General features: G+C 40.9%; 15 protein-coding genes. 10 read left to right on the top strand and 5 right to left on the bottom strand.

What is annotated here, in order from left to right:
• The first annotated feature begins 121 nt into the window (after positions 1-121).
• Positions 122-1,027: a DUF350 domain-containing protein gene (locus KL866_RS11200; RefSeq protein WP_214995096.1), complete on the top strand. Its 906-nt coding sequence runs from the start codon at positions 122-124 to the stop codon at positions 1,025-1,027.
• Between the two features lie 94 nt (positions 1,028-1,121).
• Here KL866_RS11200 and KL866_RS11195 read toward each other — a convergent pair whose 3' ends face one another.
• Positions 1,122-1,469, bottom strand: a complete 348-nt coding sequence (locus KL866_RS11195) for a GIY-YIG nuclease family protein (RefSeq protein ID WP_025255993.1) — start codon at positions 1,467-1,469, stop codon at positions 1,122-1,124.
• Positions 1,470-1,828: 359 nt separating this feature from the next.
• Here KL866_RS11195 and KL866_RS20480 point away from each other — a divergent pair, with 359 nt between their 5' ends.
• Both KL866_RS20480 and KL866_RS11185 read left to right on the top strand, forming a co-directional pair.
• Positions 1,829-1,954: a hypothetical protein gene (locus KL866_RS20480; protein WP_285801320.1), complete on the top strand. Its 126-nt coding sequence runs from the start codon at positions 1,829-1,831 to the stop codon at positions 1,952-1,954.
• Positions 1,955-2,100: 146 nt separating this feature from the next.
• Positions 2,101-3,165: an XrtA/PEP-CTERM system-associated ATPase gene (locus KL866_RS11185; protein WP_025255992.1), complete on the top strand. Its 1,065-nt coding sequence runs from the start codon at positions 2,101-2,103 to the stop codon at positions 3,163-3,165.
• A 127-nt stretch (positions 3,166-3,292) separates the two neighbouring features.
• Here the strand turns inward: KL866_RS11185 and KL866_RS11180 are convergent, their stop codons facing one another.
• The 4 genes from KL866_RS11180 to KL866_RS11165 are packed head-to-tail and all read right to left on the bottom strand — an operon-like array spanning position 3,293 to position 8,126.
• The gene (locus tag KL866_RS11180) at positions 3,293-4,969 is read right to left on the bottom strand and encodes a TIGR03016 family PEP-CTERM system-associated outer membrane protein (protein ID WP_214995093.1); all 1,677 of its coding nucleotides are present in this window, start codon (positions 4,967-4,969) and stop codon (positions 3,293-3,295) included.
• On the bottom strand, positions 4,938-5,894 hold the full coding sequence (locus KL866_RS11175) for an XrtA-associated tyrosine autokinase (protein WP_214995092.1): 957 nt from the start codon (positions 5,892-5,894) through the stop codon (positions 4,938-4,940). The genes KL866_RS11180 and KL866_RS11175 overlap by 32 nt, the downstream gene beginning before the upstream one ends.
• A complete protein-coding gene (locus tag KL866_RS11170; RefSeq protein WP_214995090.1) occupies positions 5,894-7,462 on the bottom strand; it encodes an XrtA system polysaccharide chain length determinant in 1,569 nt (522 codons plus the stop codon). The genes KL866_RS11175 and KL866_RS11170 overlap by 1 nt, the downstream gene beginning before the upstream one ends.
• Positions 7,463-7,493: 31 nt before the next feature.
• Positions 7,494-8,126 (bottom strand): XrtA/PEP-CTERM system exopolysaccharide export protein, encoded by a 633-nt coding sequence (locus tag KL866_RS11165; protein ID WP_214995088.1) that lies wholly within the window; start codon positions 8,124-8,126, stop codon positions 7,494-7,496.
• A 149-nt stretch (positions 8,127-8,275) separates the two neighbouring features.
• Here KL866_RS11165 and KL866_RS11160 point away from each other — a divergent pair, with 149 nt between their 5' ends.
• The 7 genes from KL866_RS11160 to KL866_RS11130 are packed head-to-tail and all read left to right on the top strand — an operon-like array spanning position 8,276 to position 18,021.
• A complete protein-coding gene (locus tag KL866_RS11160) occupies positions 8,276-9,688 on the top strand; it encodes a TIGR03013 family XrtA/PEP-CTERM system glycosyltransferase (RefSeq protein ID WP_214995086.1) in 1,413 nt (470 codons plus the stop codon).
• A 2-nt stretch (positions 9,689-9,690) separates the two neighbouring features.
• A complete protein-coding gene (locus KL866_RS11155) occupies positions 9,691-10,530 on the top strand; it encodes an XrtA system polysaccharide deacetylase (RefSeq protein ID WP_214995084.1) in 840 nt (279 codons plus the stop codon).
• Between the two features lie 37 nt (positions 10,531-10,567).
• Positions 10,568-12,031, top strand: coding sequence for an exosortase A (xrtA, locus tag KL866_RS11150; RefSeq protein WP_214995082.1), 1,464 nt, complete (start codon positions 10,568-10,570; stop codon positions 12,029-12,031).
• A gap of 40 nt (positions 12,032-12,071) precedes the next feature.
• Positions 12,072-14,363 carry a hypothetical protein gene (locus KL866_RS11145; protein WP_214995074.1) on the top strand — a complete coding sequence of 764 codons (2,292 nt, stop codon included), beginning with the start codon at positions 12,072-12,074 and terminating at the stop codon, positions 14,361-14,363.
• A gap of 2 nt (positions 14,364-14,365) precedes the next feature.
• Complete coding sequence (locus KL866_RS11140) at positions 14,366-15,853, top strand: oligosaccharide flippase family protein (protein WP_214995072.1); 1,488 nt, start codon at positions 14,366-14,368, stop codon at positions 15,851-15,853.
• Positions 15,854-17,056 carry an AGE family epimerase/isomerase gene (locus tag KL866_RS11135; RefSeq protein ID WP_214995070.1) on the top strand — a complete coding sequence of 401 codons (1,203 nt, stop codon included), beginning with the start codon at positions 15,854-15,856 and terminating at the stop codon, positions 17,054-17,056.
• A 17-nt stretch (positions 17,057-17,073) separates the two neighbouring features.
• Positions 17,074-18,021, top strand: coding sequence for a hypothetical protein (locus tag KL866_RS11130; protein ID WP_214995068.1), 948 nt, complete (start codon positions 17,074-17,076; stop codon positions 18,019-18,021).
• Positions 18,022-18,097: the final 76 nt, after the last annotated feature.

Below are 18,097 nucleotides of genomic sequence, written 5' to 3'. Positions count from 1 at the left end.
GCCATATTTGTACAAGTTTTACAAAGATGGATGTTGTTTCCAGTTCGTTACTACCATGACGACACTAAGTTGAAGAGGGAAAGCAGCAAAGAACTTCGTATGTTCAAGGAGCAAAGATAACGTGGAAGCCTTATTAAAACTAGTACCCCTAACGCAGGAACTTTTAATTTACCTTGCCATGGATGTGGCTATAGCGTTAGTGCTACTGATGATTATGAAATGGCTGACAGGCGCATTTAGAAAATACTCAGTAACAGAAGAGCTTGGCGTTAAAGATAACTTTGCATTTGGGATCAGCATTGCCGGGGGCATGTTGTCTCTATGTATAGTGCTAAGTTCAGTAGTAGGCCGCCATTTAGGTGCTGGGTATCAAGAAGCTGCAATTGGAATGGTTACCTTTGGTATTGTGGGCATTATACTAGTGAAATTTGGTCGCTTCGCCCACGATAAATTGGTACTAAACAAAGTAGACACACAAGCAATGATTGCAGATCGAAGCGTAAGTGTTGCACTTGTTGATGCGGCGAGTTTGGTTGCTAGCGCTATTGTGCTTCGAAATATTATGATTTGGGTAGATGGTAGTGATATGAATGCACTTATCGCTATTGCAACGGGCTTTTCTGTTGTACTGACCATGCTACTTGTTATGACCCGCATTTTAGAGTTTAGGTACGCACGCGATAATCAAAATGACTCGTTTCAGGGAGCACTAGAGAAAGGGCAGTTAGCGCTCGCTATCGAGCATAGCGGCAACCTACTAAGTACAGCTATGATTGTGTCGGCAGCAAAGAACCTTCTTGTTTATAATCCATCTGGCTATGTAAGTAACGTGACGGGGTGGTTAATTGTTAGTGTAGGTTTAACCATTGCACTTCATTTACTGGTTCTAGTTAATAAAAAGATTATTCTTTTTGGCATGAATTTCCGAAGAGAAGTAGACCAGCAGCACAATGTTGGAGTGGCGGCTTTGGGGTTCACACTAAGCATTGGTAACGCCATGATCATCAATGGGGTTTTAGGTGGTTAGGGCTTGGAACCTTTCAGATTTCCCAAGCGTTTAAATACTTAGGAATGGACACTACCAAAATACAATGTCTGGCAACTAGGTCGTTGCCAGATGCTCAATCCTCGAACGTAGATTTTACACACAGCAGCTCGTTAAGCTGTTTTTTTTGAATGATTCTGTCTTTCTGAAGGCGACTCATTTGCTTAACTGCATATTCAAGCTTCGCAGCCTGAGCTTTGTCGGCAACTTCAAATACTGCCCTGAAGATTAACGGTGACTTGCCTTTAAGCGCCTTTGCTCCGCCTTTTAGTTGCCCCCTATGCTGGGCTATACGGCGTTTAGGGTCGGTTGTGATACCCGTATAAATTTGCCCAAGCTTGTTCTCGACCATATAAAGATACCATAGGGTATTAAGGCTTAGTTGGTGGGTATTGCCTGTCTTGGCTGTTATACTCTGTGCCAATGTACTCATTGTCTAAAAAGTTACTCTTAGCGTGATATTACCAGATTTTAGTAAAGCAAAAATGCTTATTGTGAGTTCAATAGAGGGTGAACAAACTACTTGTTAGTAAAGCGCTATAACTAAAAGAAAAGTTAGCGTTAAATGCACTGTTAGTTACGCGTTCCCAAGACGGCATGACCTTATTTGGACGCGACAACACCGAGCTTTACCTACCATCCAAAGCAAAAGATGTTTATGACGTAAAGGGGCAGGTGATACCCTAGTATCAACGCTTACTGTTGCTATTTGAAGAAAATACTCCTTAGCGTGTTATCGCTCGATTGCTTGTAGATGTATTGGTAAAAGGCTGCGACTATAAGATGAAAGAAATTGCTGGCGGTGTTGAAGTACTGGCGAATGGCGAAGTAGTTAACGTGTTGACGTTCAAAGATGGAGTGACTATCACAGCTATCATTGAGCGCATTACCCAAAACAAACTGCGCTAGAGTGTAATTAAATAGCGAGATAATACTTCGAGAATGGCGCGTAGTTGGTTACCATATAAAAAATAGCCAAGCGCCGCTTCGAATGCCAACAATATTACGTTTGTTTTTTTGAACGCACAGTCTTAAATGGAATAACGGTAAATTGCATGTACGAAAGTTATTACGGACTTAACTCGAAACCGTTTCAGTTAACCCCAGATCCTCAGTTTTTCTTCGCAAGTAAGTGGCACAAACGAGCTATGTCTTATCTGCAATATGGCCTTTCTCAGGCAGAAGGGTTTATTGTTATTACCGGTGGAATTGGTACGGGTAAAACCACGGTTGCCAACAGCCTACTGGAAGAGATTGAAGATGATATTGCGGCAGCGCAAATCGTAACGCCAAAACTTTCGCCAGATGAACTGGTAAAGATGGTAGCGTCTAAGTTCGATGTTCCTACTGAAGGCCGTTCTAAAGCCGATATTTTAAAAGCTTTAGAGATTTTCTTGTATGACTTAAATAAAGCAGGGCGACGCGCTCTGCTGTTGGTTGATGAAGCGCAGAATCTTCCGCTTGAAACCATCGAAGAGCTTAGAATGCTGAGTAATTTTCAGCTAAACGGGAAGCCACTTATTCAGAGCTTCCTGCTTGGGCAGGAAGAACTGCAGCCTATACTTCGTGCCCCGAATATGGAGCAGTTTAGACAGCGTATTGTTGCATCTTGCCACCTTGCTCCACTTTCGTTAGAAGAGTGCAAAGAATACATTGAATATCGTTTGCATCACGCGGGGTGGAATGGGTCTGCGCTATTTAGCGACGAAGCGTTAGAACGCATCCACATGTTCTCTCGGGGCATACCTCGTAAGATTAATACCCTTATGGATAGGATAATGCTTTATGGCTTTTTAGAAGAGCTAGAGAGCTTCGATGCTGATGCGGTAAACGAAGTTATTGAAGAAGTGAAAGCTGAAATGTTTGAGCCAGACAAAACTGGCGCGGAAGTGACCGAACATATGGGCTTTGCTGACCACCCTGAAAGCCAAACAATTATGACGCCAAAAGGGAATGTTATACGCGATACTAAGTACTACTTGGATATGTTAGCCGAGTTGGTAGACGCGTTAGATGATGCTATTTCACAGAAAGTGAAAATGACGCAATACGTAGATAAACTTATGAAGAAGAAGTTTAAAACCTATGTACGGCTTAAAAGTGATGATAAGAAAGAGTGATGTTTCAATTTTTCATCGTAATATCACTGAGTAAGATCAAAAAACGCCTCTTAGAGGCGTTTTTGCTCAAATAGAGTTAGGCTATTTTAATGTTTACTAGTAATCCGATTGTACTTAGGTATTACGGTTAGTCGTACGTATAAGTGATAGAAGCACTCAAGCGCCTGTCGGTATAGTTATTGCCAAATTGAGATATTCCCGTGTTTAAATCACCTTCTTGTTTAAGGTACCTAGCATCAATACTTGCCTTCAACCGGCGTCCGAACTCTCTTTCTAAACCAATAGATGCGTTCCAGTTCTCACTCTCACCTCTAAAGCTTTCTTCCGCCCCTAGACCTGTGATGTTCGCATATCTGATGCTGCTAGTAATGTTGGTGTAGCTACCAATTTTATAGGCTAGGTTTGTACCTAAAGAATAGGTGCGCCTAAGCCTATCTTCGTCTAGGTAGTCATCTTCAGAGTAGCGCCAGGAAAAAGCGAGGGTAACTCTCGAAAAATCGTACCCAGCTTGAAAATTCGAACTCTTTCTTAAAATAATATTGTCGTCGAATTCCAAGTTTTGAGACGTAATCTGGACCAGTTGCTCGCCGGCGTTTGGCGTATAGGATAAGCTATTTGGCTGAAAGCAGTCGGCGATGGATGTTGTTGCCGTAGGGCAAACGAATACGCCTAAATTTTCGGGGTCAGCTAGTAGACGAGATGTGTTTGTAACTTCTTCCGTATAACTGAACGAGGTGCGCAAATATTTAGAGTTATAGCCAATGCTTGCTGATGCGGCCTTCCCATAAAAACGACGTCCGTATGTGGCAGCGATGCGAGTTCGGGTGCTCAGCGCCCACTGCATATCGATACCAATGAAGGTCTCGTTGTCATCTTCTTCTAAATCTGAATCGCTTTTATTAGCCGTTACGGATATATAACGATTTTCAGCTTGGCGATAAGTTAAACCTGCACCATAAGAATTAAACTCTCTAACTAAGCTAGCAGTATCGTCCCTGTCTGAGATTTGGTTGGCTTCATGCCTTGCGGTTAAACGAAACGCCCAGTCACCGTATATTCGAGTGTCTATATAACCATCACCGGTTCTAGACTTAAAATCACCACTGTTTGTCTGGCCTCGCTCGGTATTTTGATAAGTGCCGGTCACTGACCAGATGAAGTACTTTGCTTCATCACCATTAATTAAGTTACCAGTAAGTTGATAACTGTCATTGTCTAAAGCGTTGTTGTTAGTTAAAGAGCGCTCAGATGCGGTGTCGGAGTATGACGCCGTGCCTTGCCCTCTTACCCAATCACCTTGGTCAAGGGTTAGCGTAGATGAGATTCTGTTAGAGCGTGTTTTTGCTAAACTGTCAGAGTTTGCAATAAAATCACTCACTAAGAAGTTAGCGGAACTAGTGTTTTGGTAGTTTAAAGCGCCAGCTGCTTGAAAAGATAATAGGTTCTCAAAAGGTACCCACTGCGCGGAATAGCTGTACTCAGCGTAATCTTGGCGCTGGCTAGCATCGTCGTTATCTCTTTCAAGATGGGTGTAGGTACCAGACCATAGCGCTTGAAAGGTTCTTGTTTGATAAGTCGCATTTACTTTTGGCGCGATAGTCACCGTTGTAAGTGAACGATTACCGTTCTCCTCGGTATCTATACTTTGGTAAATGGTATCGGCAGTGGCTACAGCGTTGACGTTGAGTTTTGCGAAAGCAGGCAGACTTGTTGCAACCGCTGCTGCAACAAGTGTCGGCTTTATAATTCTACTTTTAGGCATAGTGTTACGCCTATTCACTGCGCTCTGAGTAATAGTACCCATAATATCCGCTTCCATCGGTGTCATTATGTACAGATTTGTTCACTACAAACCCTATTGCCATGTCTGGGTTCAGTCGCTCCACAGACATCTTAATATCGCCTATTTTCGCTTTACCTTCCTCTACTACAACTACTGCCTGACCTGCAAAATTAGCTAGGATAGCACTCTCGTTTATCCCAATAAGTGGGGGGGTGTCGAAAATAACAATTCGATCAGGGTATCTATTAGCAAATTCGTTTACAGTGTCATGCATTTTTTGGCTTGCTAACAGTTCTGTAGACAAATGATGAGACTTTCCTGCGGGAATTATCTTTAGCTTGTCGATGTTGGTGGGGTATAACACATCTGAAATATCGTCAACATCCCCAGTCAAATATTCCATCAGCCCCTTTTGGCGGTCTAACCCTAAGGTGTTTAGTACATTAGGCTTAAGTACGTCGGCATCCACAAGCAAAACAGTTTTATCCTGTTCTGATGCTATACTCATTGCTAAGTTCGTGGCTGTAAAGGTCTTTCCTTCAGAAGGGCGACTACTAGTAACCATGATAATGTTCGGGTTATGAAGCGTTTTTGCAAGAGACCCGAAAGAATTTGCTAAAAGTTTACGCTTTATTTCTCGGTACTCTTCGTTAATTTGCTTGCGCTCACCATTCAATGAGATATGCCCATTTTTATCGAGGCGTGCGAAATCTATAACAAATTCGTCGAGAGGAGATTTTTTATTGGTAAATTCCTTTTCTTCAGCAACAACTGTTTCAGCAGGCGGCTCTAGTTCGGCAGTCTTAGGCTTATCAATTGTAACCTTAGAGTCTTCGGGTACATTTGGAGGCACTGCGTTTCCTAGCTGTTCTCCGACTATTTCGTTTTGCTTTGCTGCTTTCGCTTCTTTTTGCTTTTGAAGTGCTTTCTCAATAGTATTTTTCATTAAAGAAGCCCTCCAAATAAATCTATATTCATAATTTCAGCTGCAACTAATGCGCCGTACATTGCCAGAATAGTACCACTAGAGAGTAAGAATACGACGAGTCGAGTTCTGTTAGTTTTATTAATTTGCTCAATATTTAAATGAGTGACCGTGCCCCAGATTGGGTAATCAGACACATTGAGTAACTGCTTGGGTCTTATTAAAACTGGATTAAGTTGGCTAATAAGAAATGCGATACCAATTCCAGAGCCAAAACCTATAATCAAAACGGCAGTATAAAAAATGAGCCTGTTAGGACCTGAAGGACGCTTTGGAAGAAGCGGAGGCTCTATTATTCTAAATTGAAGGTCTTCTGCTGAAACATCAGCTCTACGAGATAAATCTGCTGACTCCTTTCGCGATAATAATTCTTCATATTTACGCTTAGTAACATCATAATCTCTATTTAATGCAGAAGATTCAGCCTCAATCTGAGGGATTAGGTCAACTTTACTTTCGAGCTCTGCAATTTTCCTCTGCAAATCTTTATCTTTAACATGAAGAGATGCAATTTGGCTTTCTAAACGACTGGCTTCGAGCTTAATCTCTCGGTTTAATTCAGTCATAGGTTGAGCATTATTGCTGTCATCAGAATTTAAAAAAGCATCTATCTCTTTTTGCCTAGACTTCTCAAGACTTTCTAGTAAAGTTTTTGCTTCTACAACGTCAGGGTGAAGGTCTGTGAATCGGAGAGATAACCTATCCAGTTCTTCCTCAAGAGCCTTTATTCTCGCGTCGTATCTCGTCTGTAAAACTGGGGCATTCTGATTGGTAACTCCAAAACTGTCAGCTCGTTTTACATTTCCGATTTGATTATTTAATGAATCAACTTGTTGCTGGGTTTGTTTTATCTGCAATCGAGTAGATTCAAGCTCGTTATTTAATGTTTGTAAATTTGAATAATATGTCCCAGCTAGTGGTAAGATATCATTATACTGTCTCTTAAAATTAGCTAGACGCTGTTCGGACTCTGATAGTCTAGATTCATATTCCGCTATTTGTTCATCCAAAAACCTACCTGCGGTGTCTGTATCTTTCCTATTGTTTCCCAGAGCGCCTTCCACAAATAAGTCTAGCGTTTCTTGAACTACACGCTGGGCTGTATTTGGAGATTGGTTGGAGTACGTTATATTATAAATATTATCCCTACCAGTTTTATTCAACTGTATATTATTAGATAGCCCGTTGACTAGTTCATCAAACTCATCTTCATTTTGCGTTGTTATATCAAGATCACTTTCCCTGGCAATTTTCTCTACATTACTTCTGCTCAGGAGTGTTTTAGCCATCATCTGAATTTCTTGATCAGGGTTTGTTTGTATTGCAAGCCCGCGAAGCAAAGGCTGCAACACTGAGCGAGTGTCCACGAATACCTGAGCTTTAGATGAATAGACATCGGGAAGGCTTGCGACATATAAAAAGCCGAGAGGGCATATTAGCCATGAAAAAATAATCACGTAACGCTTTTTAATCCATACCCCTTTAACATAATCAAGGATTTGGATTAGCGTTTGTTGTAAGTCCTGCATTTTATTATTTGTTCCGTTTACTGCTTTACAACTAGAACCATGCTTCTGGGATAATTACAATATCACCAGGCAACATATCGATATTTTTTGAAATATCACCGTCTCTTATCAAATCATCAATGTTTATTTCGAAGGTTTTTTGTTTTCCACTAACAACTCTTACTAATTTTGCGTTATTTCCATCCGCAAATTCAGTAAGCCCGCCTACAGCTATCATTAAGTCAAGCAGAGTCATGTGCTCGGAATAACTTACCGCGCTAGGGTTTGTAGCTTCACCAATTACGCGAACTTGCTCACTTAAAGGGCCTGCGAAGTTGTTTACACTGACCGTAACCCTAGGGTTATTTATATAAACCGAAAGTTGTTCTTCAATTTCCCTAGCAAGCATAGTAGGCGTTCTGCCGGCTACATCAATGTCTTCGACTAACGATGTGGTAACTTTTCCATCTGGTCGCACAATAAAATTGCCCGACACTTCTGGGTTACGCCAAACAAATATAGTCAAAGAATCGCCAGGGCCAATAAGGTACTGATAATCGTTTACGTCGGTCGTTAAAGAGGGCCTAGTGGTTGCTTCGGGCAATGCCGCAGTATTACTACAACCGTTAAGACCAATAAATAAAATGGGGGCACAGCATGTAACTAGCGTTTTAAAGCGGAACATAAGAGATCATCCTACACTCATTATGGTTAATAGTTGGCTTTTGTCGTTTACCCTACGGGAAATGTCACTATAATGCCAATATCAATTGTAGTCTATTGGAATAAATCCCTTTATGATGGGAAAAACGCCGCAGTTTTAGGGGGCCAGGGGTGGCAGTAAACAAGCGCAATCAAAATAAACGCTCAAATATACTAGTAATAACAGAAGCGTTACTCATAGCTTATATGGGCTATATCTCTCACTTTATTCTCACGCAAATTGGAATGTCGCCAACCGTTTCGGTTGAAAAGCTAGTTATAAACGTAGGAATGCTTACCGTTTCTATTCTATTATGCTCGCTTTCTGTAGGGTTGTATGAAGCGAAATTAAGGGAAACCTTCCGCGGAATTATTCGCCGGATTTTTGTAAGTGTGGGCCTTAGCTACTTTTTAGTTGAAGTATTGAGTCGCGCGTTTTTCGATGACTTAGTCATGGACTCATACTTTTTACCAGCTTCGGTTTGTTCAATAATTATCACTTTAGTCGTTTTTAGGTATTTCACAAATCGATTAGGCTTACTGGGCCTTGGTAAAGTGCGCATACTGGTTTTGGGAGCCGGTGAAAGAGCGTCAATAATTGAAAAACGTATGCGCAGAGACGTAGACAGAATAGGGTTTGAATTAGTTGGGTTTGTTCCTATTCCGGGTGACAATCGTGAAGATGGAATTAAGAAAGAAAAAATAATCCACCTAAAAGTGGATGAGAGTTTTCAACAGTTTATTACAGACAATGAAATTGAAGAAATAGTCATTGCATGTGACCAAAGACGAGGAACTCTTCCTGTAGAAGTGCTTTTTGATTGTAGACTCAGAGGTATAGAAGTTACAGAGCTTTTGGATTTCATGGAACGTGAAACTGGGCAAATTGTGGTAAATTTAATGTATCCGAGTTGGGTTATCTATTCCAATGGCTTCCAAAGCCAAAATTACCTACGTGATGCACTAGACTATACGCTTAATGCAATATTAGCCTTTTTTATCTTTCTCTTCGTTTGGCCAATTATGTTGGTTACAGCATTCATAATTTACTGTGATGATGGCAGACGCACAGGTGTATCTGTTTTTTATAAGCAGGAACGGGTGGGTCTTAACGGCAAGCTTTTTAAGATAATAAAATTTAGAAGTATGCGGCCGGATGCAGAAAAAGATGGGGCTAAGTGGGCGAGCAAGAACGATGACCGTGTTACTCGTATTGGCCACTTCATTAGAAAGTATCGTGTTGATGAATTGCCACAGCTTTTGAATGTGTTTAAAGGTGAAATGGCCTTCATAGGACCACGTCCAGAAAGGCCACAATTTGTAGAGCAACTTGTTCGCGAAGTGCCCTATTACAATCAGCGCCACAATGTTAAACCTGGTCTAGCCGGCTGGGCGCAGCTTAACTATCCTTATGGCGCTAGCGTTGAAGATTCTATGGAAAAGCTTAAATTCGATCTTTATTACGTAAAACATCAGAGTTTACTGTTGGATATCCTGATACTTATTCGTACGGTTGAAATCGTATTGTTTGGCAAAGGGCGTTAATCATGAAATTAGATAATCGTCTTAATGCTATGACAGTAGATGTGGAAGATTACTTTCAAGTTTCTGCATTTGAAGGTGTGGTTGATAAAAAAGATTGGGATAGCATTAGCCTTAGAGTTGGAGACAACACACATAGGCTGTTGGATTTATTCGCAACGAACAACGTAAAATCTACATTCTTCACACTTGGCTGGGTAGCGCAGCGCTGTCCTGACGTAATAAAACGAATAGTAAGAGAAGGTCATGAATTGGCGAGCCATGGGTTAGCGCATCAGCGCGCTACGACCATGAGCGAGCAGGAACTTTTCGATGATATTAAGCAAAGTAAAGATATCCTTGAAGATATAGGCGGTGTGGCGTTAAAAGGATACAGAGCGCCTAGTTTCTCTATCAACGATTCGAACACGTGGGCTTACGACATACTTAAGGACCTCGGTTTTACATATTCGTCCAGTACTTACCCAATTAGTCATGACCTTTACGGTGTGCCTGAATGGCCGCGATTTAAGTACAAGCGTGACAATGGACTTATTGAAATACCTATTCCTACCGTTCGTAAAAAAGGAAGCAATGTAGGAATTGGCGGAGGAGGTTATTTTCGCTTGTATCCTTATTGGCTGTCGAAACGCCGCATTACTGAGTTCATGCAATCTGAAAGTGCGCCATACAGTTTCTATTTTCATCCTTGGGAAATAGATGCAGATCAGCCAAGATTTAGTTCTGCACCATGGAAGTCTAAAGCTCGTCATTACGTAAATCTTTCAAGAATGGAAGGTAAGGTGAAAAAGCTGCTGAATGACTTTAATTGGGTAAGCATGTGCGAAGCTTATGGAATAAAGTAAGCTATAAAATACAATAAAAAAAGATAAGGAAATGCGAATGGACAATGGCGGAGAGCAGAATAATAAACAGCAAAACCTAGCCGACTTTTCATTTGCTAAAAACAGAGACCTTTACGTTTCAAGCTTTTTATTACTGTTTTTGTGGTTAGTATTTTGTTGGCAGGGGCTTACTACCGCTGTTGAAATTTGGTACGGAAATGAGATATTCAACCACTGCTTTTTTATCGTTCCCGGTGCTCTATACCTTATTTACCTGAAACGCTACGAGTTACTTGCCCAGCCTATACGGACAAGTGTACTGGCGCTAATAATAGTAATCCCAGCGTTGTTGTTATACGTTTTCGGCGTCGCTGGAGATATACAGCTATTTTTACACGCAGCTACATTTACTCTATTGCCAGCTCTTATCTGGTTATTAATAGGCACTCAAGCCGCTAAAACAATTCTGTTCCCATTGGTGTTTATGCTGTTTAGTATTCCAGTCGGCGAGCAACTAATTCCTTATCTGCAAGAAATTGCAGCGGACGGTTCTGTAGTTCTGTTACGTTCAACTGGCGTGCCACTTTTTAGAAGCGGCTTGTACATTGAAATACCGCAAGGGCGTTTTTTGGTGGCCGAGGCATGTTCTGGCGTTAGCTTCTTCATTGCTAGTTTCGTTATTGGTAGCTTATACGCTTACCTGAATCTAGTTTCGATTAAACGTAGAGCAGTGTTTGTAGCGATTTCTCTAATTTTTCCAGTATTAGCCAATATTGTGCGTGTGTATGGCATCATTCTTATAGCATACTGGACTGACATGGAGCATGCCGCAGGTGCCGATCACCTTATATATGGTTGGTTCTTTTTTGCGTTTGTCATTGTGTGTTTGTTAGGTATTGGGGAGTTGATGAGAGAGCAAGCAACACCTAAGCTCAATTTGATTTTGCTTGCTCCGACTGTTGCCGTGAAACGTTCAGTTGTTTTTGTTGCGGTAATTGCATGTTCTTTAGCAGTATTGTGGGTAGCGAACATATCAAATTTAGAGAATAATGCATTTCCCTCGCCGTCACTCAGTGGCGTAACAACTGATAAATGCAAGCAAAGTGTTTGGACCCCTCTAATTCAAAATCCAGATATGGAAGAAAAGGCTTTTGTAGAGGGCACAAATTGTATGGTAAAAGTTCATACAGCTTGGTTCAGTGAGAAAGATAACGAGTTGGTAAGTGATTTGCACAGAGTGTTCGACCCTGAACGTTTTTCATTGCGGGGCACCCGTACCTTGAACATAGAACAATACAATTTTGTTGTTTACGACGTGGTTTCTTTAAGTGGTAAAACGTTAAGCATAGTAAAGTGGTACGAGATTGAAGGTACTGTGTTCACAAACGCTATACAGGCAAAACTGCGTCAAACAGTGAATGTTCTAGCGGGCAAAAATAGCGGCGGTAGATTGTGGGTAGTAATGTCTGAAGACGATGATCTAAAGTTGCTTGTTCAAACTTTTGTGCAATTACAGCATTAATATTTAATTAACCGTTTAATCGCACGGAGTAAGCAACAGAATGAATAATGCCTTATCATCTCCTCATGATTTGATACCTATATTTTTTGCAGCGCTTTTAGCTTTGTTCGCATGTGTAGGCTTATTCACTTTCCCTTCACACCACATTTTCTTATTGGTGACGGCTTCAGCTTATATCGCTGCTTTAAGATACTTCAGTTTCACTTGGCTCTATGTGCTTTTGTTTGCCACTTTTGCAATAAATTTAGCACCGTGGACTGGGCGATATTTAGTAGACGAACTAGACATATTTGTCGCGATCACTGGGGCTTATTTTTTCATTAAATACCGCAATGAATACGAGGTGTCGCACCACTTGCTTCTAAGCGTATTACTAGTTGTATATTGTTTATTAACATCATTTGACTCTTCTTGGGTTAACGTATTTGCGCCGCTCTCAGTTAATTTTTACGTTTCGCCGTTAAATGGCTTCGTTATATTTAAGGGATTAGTATGGGCATTAGTGTTGGTGTGGGCGTTCAATCAACAGAAGCGAAATAATAGTACGAGAGCGCTTAAGCACCTTTTGCAAGCTAGTATGTTGGCTGCGTTTGCGTCATTTATAATTGTGATGTGGGAAAAGCTGGTATTTGGAACATTGTTTTCGGCTACAGACATTTATACTAAGGTGAACACTTTTTTCAATCTAAGTTCCGCGTATAGAACAACGGGAATAGTAAGTGGCATGCATACCGGAGGTGAGAGCATTGATGGCCTTTACCTTACGTTACTGCCCCTTGCGTTCGGCGCATGTTTTTTCTTTAAACAAAGTACAACTCGGTTTGTTGCGATTGCAGCAGTCGTTGCGGTTATGTATTGCGTATTAATGGGGTTTACTCGCGCCACGTATGCCGCAAGCTTTATCTCAATGGCTGTATTTAGTGTTCTTTATTTTTTTGAAAAGTGGCGTGACAGTTCGACGTCTAATGCAGATGCTACCAACAGCATACGTCATTCCAATATGTCCATCGGTTTAGTTATTGGAAATGTTGGGGCTTATTTACTTCTTGTGTATTCAGTTTACTCACTACATAAATATGCAGGTTACTACGCTGAATTATCTGCAGGATTATTGTATGTAATAGCCATTGCACTTAGCCAACTACGCGGCATTAATTTGTTCATGAGACTTATTGGAACGATCATTAGTTTTATAGGCTTTATTTATATCAATGTTGATAGTTTCAATAATAGTCAGTGGGTTGATACTACTGTGGTATCTAAATCAGCACTTTATTTTGCGGTTAGCTTACCACTTGTCGCGTTCACGTCGCTTTTTGTCATAAAGCGCAATGGCATTTTGGAGTTACCGCGCTTAATTACCGAAACAATTATATTGGTTTTGGTGGGGGTATTAATGGCTGCAGCCTTTTCTGGCGCTCGAATAAACATTCGAGCCGAAACCAGTGCTAGCGACTTAAATACGCGACTGGATCATTGGCAAGGTATTGTCGATAGCGGTAGATGGAGTGCCATAGATATAGCACTAGGTCATGGATTAGGAACCATGCCGACCAACTATGCGCTGTCAGGCAAAGGAGAACTAGACAAAATTGGTACCTTTAAGATAGATCCGCATTCCGGTGTATTGACGATTATACCGGGTTCAGACCTGATGCTTACGCAAAGAACCCCAATTGATTCAAATGGCGCGTATTTGTTTGAAATGACTTATACAGCGAATGATGAGATCAAGGTAGCGGTAGCGCTGTGTAGGCGCAATATGATTATTTTTGAGTTTTGGGCTCATGGTTGTGGAAATATAGTACGGCGAACGCTACCTCCAACCAACGCTGGTGAGAGTAAGACCTATTTAATGGGGCTCACCGCTACCAAAGACACCTTTTTTGGCTTACCTGGTGCGCTTACAATAAAAACAACAGCGGGCGATGTTCCTTTAACGATTGAGTCTATTTCGCTGGTTAATGCAGATGGCGTACAACTTCTTAAGAATAATTCGTTCGATGATGGGGGCGACTTCTGGTTCTTTTATTATGATTTTGAGCATTTAGTCTGGCACATTAAAAATTTATATTTGAGTTTTGCGTACCAGTTTGGCGTTGTAGGTGCATTGTTAATAGTCGCTTTGATTGTGTCGGCTACGCTTGCATTCAACTCAAAAGAACAGTTGCTTAGTTTACCCGCAGCCATATTTAGTGCATTTTTAGCTGGGCAGTTTGCTTTTGGCTTATTTGGAGACCCTTTAGATTCATCACGTACCAACATGTGGTTTTTCTTTCTACTCTTTGGTGCCTTACTTCCAAATACCAAAAGACAGTATCGGCAACCTTAAAAATGCTAAACGCTAACAGGCTCATTAACAGTGCGTTTTTTTCAGTTGCCGCAAAATTACTGGGTAAAACTCTTGGCCTTATTAGTACCGTAATTGTTGCGCGTATTTTAACTCCGGAAGATTTTGGCTTTATCGCTATAGTAAGTATGGCATTGTATTTTTTTGATATTCTCTCGCACGCTGCAGGCGAGCAATACATTATGCAAAAGGGTAGGGTGGGATTTTACGATTTACATACAGCTTGGACATTGAATGTAGTACTTAAAGTGTTGATAGCAATAGGACTTGTTTTAAGCGCAAGTAGTGTTGCTTCATTTTTTGATAAACCTCAGTTAAGTAGTGCAATTATATTTAGCGCGACTATTCTGCCGCTTCAAGCGCTTAAGTCGCATAAAATAATGCTGCTAAAACGGCAACTTCGTTTCAAACCTTTATTTTGGCTTTCTTTTCTTGAGCGGCTTTTCGCGCTTCCCCTATTAATATCATTAGCTTTTTTACTGGGCGATTACTGGGCATTCCTTATAACCGATGTGTTAATTGCGATGTTTGGTTTGCTGCTTTCGTTTTTTATGCTGAAGGGTGCACCACGTTTTACGTTAAAGTGTGTTGGTAAGCAGTGGCATTTTTCTCAATGGATGCTAGGCAAACATCTATTAGGTTATGCACGCTCACAAATAGACACATTAGTAGTTGCAAAAATCTTCACCGCTTCAATGCTAGGTAATTACCATATGGCGCGCGATCTTGCCATGATGCCCGCGCATTATCTACTCAGCCCGGCCATTGAGCCATTACTCGCCGTGTTAAAAAATGATAGGGCAAACAAACGTGAATTGTTAAACAACGTTGCATTTGCATTGTTAGTTGTTGTTTCGGTTAGTCTTCCTATTCTAGCTGTTTTGGCTCTGTATTCGAAACCTATTGTATATGTAATTTTGGGAGAGAAATGGCAGCTGGCAGCGCAATTACTACCTGTGCTATCGATTTTGTTTTTTTATTGGTGCGTTGTTCAGGTACTCGAAGCTGCACTGATTGCCCTTGATAAAGTACGGTTCTTGTTTCTATTTGATGTTGCGTCGTTAACTGTCGTTGCCTTAACACTAATGATGGCGATTTTGTACAACGCAACGTTAACAGAGTTAGCTTGGTGTCGTGCGCTATCTGGCCTATTCACATCTTTTGTTTTGTTGATATGGGTATTTATCGGGCATTGGAACTTACTGAAAGCCCTTTTAAAACTTGTTACCATCGTTATAGCCCTTACAGGGCTTGCGTTTATTACGATTTGGCTGACTGGCTTTAACGAGTTTTCTAGCGCTTCTGTATCAACTAGTTATGTCTTGCAAACTGGTGCTTCTCTAGCTACATTCTCGGCTATATATACAGCTCTGTTCTTACTATTCCTGACAAAATCAAAGCACTATCATATAGTCAGGCTAAAACAGCTAGTTGCGCTGTATTCACCTACCTTATCAACACGGAAGTTTTAGATGAAAATAACAGTGATTATTCCTTGGGTATTCCTATTTTTTCTAGTCGTCCATTACGGTGATGCACGAGCAGAAAAAAAGGGCGGCATACTGAGTGCAACGTTGGCCAAATCACAAATGATGCAGATCATTAGTCCACGGTTAGATTGGGCAATGACCAATAACAATTATGCAGTACAATCATTTGATGCGGATTGGAAGGTGGTGCCTAACGAATCTATTGCGTTATATCAGCAAGCTAGACAAGTGTATATTTTCGCAAAAGGCTTTGAGGCCACAAACGATGATCGTTATCTTATCGCAATGACTAAAAGCGCTGATTTTATGATAGACCACATGTATGACGAGTCGACGTCAAACTGGTTTGCTGGCCTTAATAGAGATAACTTCTTACAGCGCAGCCAGCCAAAGGAATATGACAATGCATTTGCGCTTTTTGCCATGTCACATGCCTACGAAGTTTCAAGAGAAAAACGATATTTAGACAAGGCTTTGGCGACGTGGATGTTAAGTGATTTGGCGACTGGCTTTTTGCTTGCCAAGAGCAAAAATGTTAGCAGTGCCGAAAGTACTCTTTATGACGAAACATGGTCTACAAACGCATTAATGCATTTGCTTGAGGCACTTCTAGCCTTACATGACGTAACCCAAAGCGGCACTGTTTGGCAGGATATAGAGATAATTGCGAACTTTGTCGCCACTTCGTTAATGCAAGAAAGGGGCTATATAGCAGATTATTATGAGAACGTTAACCAGCCGCTGGCAATTAGTAGCGGTGGTTATGTTGAGCTAGGCCATCAAATAGAGTGGGCGTATTTGTTTCATATTGCGGTGGATAGAGGGCTTGAACCTAAATACCGGACGCTAGCAAATTCGCTAGTTGAATATGCATTAGCGGTTGGCTGGAATGACTCTGAAGGTAGCTTAGGGGGAAGAGCTGACTACAGGAAAACTTTGATTGAAAAGCAGCCTGTTTGGTGGGCTCAAGCAGAATTTATGAAGCTTAACCTCTACTTAATCAAGCGTGAATTTGCTACTACGAAGAGTAAATACCTTTTGTCTAGTAGTTACAGTTTCGTAGTAAATAACTTCATTGATTATAAAGCGGGAGGGTGGTTCATAAGTAGTCGAGAAGGTAAAAGAAGGCCTGTCGGATACCATCCAGTGGGAATGTATAGTGAAGAGCTGGTCAAATATTATTAGTATAGGTAATTAAGTCAATGAAATTAAATGATTTTAAAGGAAAGGTATCCAGGAAGGTTCAAGAACATCGTTTAAACCGTGTGCTGAAAGGTTATTTACATTTAGATCCTATCGAGTCAAATTCCGGTGCAGAAGTTACGGTAATGACCCAGTTATACGCAAAAGCTATCTATATGGGGATTGCTGCTATTCACTCCTTGGTTAGAAGATTAGCGTGTTCTGTCAATATCGAAATAATTGACGATGGAAGTTTAACGAAAGATCACCATCAAATCCTATTCAATGTGTTTCCTGGAATAACAATCACAAAAATAGAGAACATAGCCCGACATGGTTGCCCATCTGGCGGATGTTGGGAACGTTTACTCAGAATTCAGGAGCTTACAAATGATTATTATGTCATTCAAGTTGATACGGATATTCTTGTAATAAACGATATTCCGGAAATCAACGATTGCATAATTAACAATCGTGCTTTCATTTCATCATCGCCGGATTGGCCGGAGCCAGTTAGCATCAATGAAATAGTGGAATATGCGTCAAAATCCGGTAGTCAAAATATTCAGTTTGAATCTGAAAGGCAACTAGCAAAAATTAAGTCGGTAGAGTTAAGCCGTTATGTAAGGGGGTGTGCAGCATTTACCGGTTTTCCTAAAGGAGCCGAACTTACAGATAAACTATCTCAGTTTTCCCAAGAAATGGAGTCGATATTAGGTGAGCGTTGGTTTGAATGGGGGACAGAGCAGTTTGCGTGCAATACCATGATTGCGTTGTGTGAAAAACTTAATGTACTCCCTTGGCCTAAATATCAGAACTTTTGCTTTCCAGAGTTTAAACCGTTAATAGAGGGCGCTAGTTTTGGTGACGAGGTCTCCGTTATACATTTTATAGGGAGTAACCGTTTCAAATATAATGTATATTTGAACTACGCGAAATCCTCTCTACAGTCATTTTCAAAAAAGTAACACTGGTTGTTCAGTCGGCAAAAGTTTGAGGTTTTTGGAAATTGTTAAAAGCAACGTACAGAATAAAATATTAAAC

This window comes from Alteromonas sp. ALT199 (assembly GCF_018619335.1).
Lineage (GTDB): Bacteria > Pseudomonadota > Gammaproteobacteria > Enterobacterales > Alteromonadaceae > Alteromonas.
Note: the sequence above shows the minus strand (reverse complement) of the source record. Positions and strands in the feature narration are given on the sequence as shown.

What these genes read in the sequence shown, in the direction of transcription:
- KL866_RS20480 (WP_285801320.1), top strand. Translation starts at nt 1,829, where the DNA reads ATGAAAGAAATTGCTGGCGGTGTTGAAGTACTGGCGAATGGCGAAGTA.
- KL866_RS11185 (WP_025255992.1), top strand. Translation starts at nt 2,101, where the DNA reads ATGTACGAAAGTTATTACGGACTTAACTCGAAACCGTTTCAGTTAACC.
- KL866_RS11180 (WP_214995093.1), bottom strand. Translation starts at nt 4,969, where the DNA reads ATGGGTACTATTACTCAGAGCGCAGTGAATAGGCGTAACACTATGCCT.
- KL866_RS11175 (WP_214995092.1), bottom strand. Translation starts at nt 5,894, where the DNA reads ATGAAAAATACTATTGAGAAAGCACTTCAAAAGCAAAAAGAAGCGAAA.
- KL866_RS11170 (WP_214995090.1), bottom strand. Translation starts at nt 7,462, where the DNA reads ATGCAGGACTTACAACAAACGCTAATCCAAATCCTTGATTATGTTAAA.
- KL866_RS11165 (WP_214995088.1), bottom strand. Translation starts at nt 8,126, where the DNA reads ATGTTCCGCTTTAAAACGCTAGTTACATGCTGTGCCCCCATTTTATTT.
- KL866_RS11155 (WP_214995084.1), top strand. Translation starts at nt 9,691, where the DNA reads ATGAAATTAGATAATCGTCTTAATGCTATGACAGTAGATGTGGAAGAT.
- xrtA (WP_214995082.1), top strand. Translation starts at nt 10,568, where the DNA reads ATGGACAATGGCGGAGAGCAGAATAATAAACAGCAAAACCTAGCCGAC.
- KL866_RS11145 (WP_214995074.1), top strand. Translation starts at nt 12,072, where the DNA reads ATGAATAATGCCTTATCATCTCCTCATGATTTGATACCTATATTTTTT.
- KL866_RS11140 (WP_214995072.1), top strand. Translation starts at nt 14,366, where the DNA reads ATGCTAAACGCTAACAGGCTCATTAACAGTGCGTTTTTTTCAGTTGCC.
- KL866_RS11135 (WP_214995070.1), top strand. Translation starts at nt 15,854, where the DNA reads ATGAAAATAACAGTGATTATTCCTTGGGTATTCCTATTTTTTCTAGTC.
- KL866_RS11130 (WP_214995068.1), top strand. Translation starts at nt 17,074, where the DNA reads ATGAAATTAAATGATTTTAAAGGAAAGGTATCCAGGAAGGTTCAAGAA.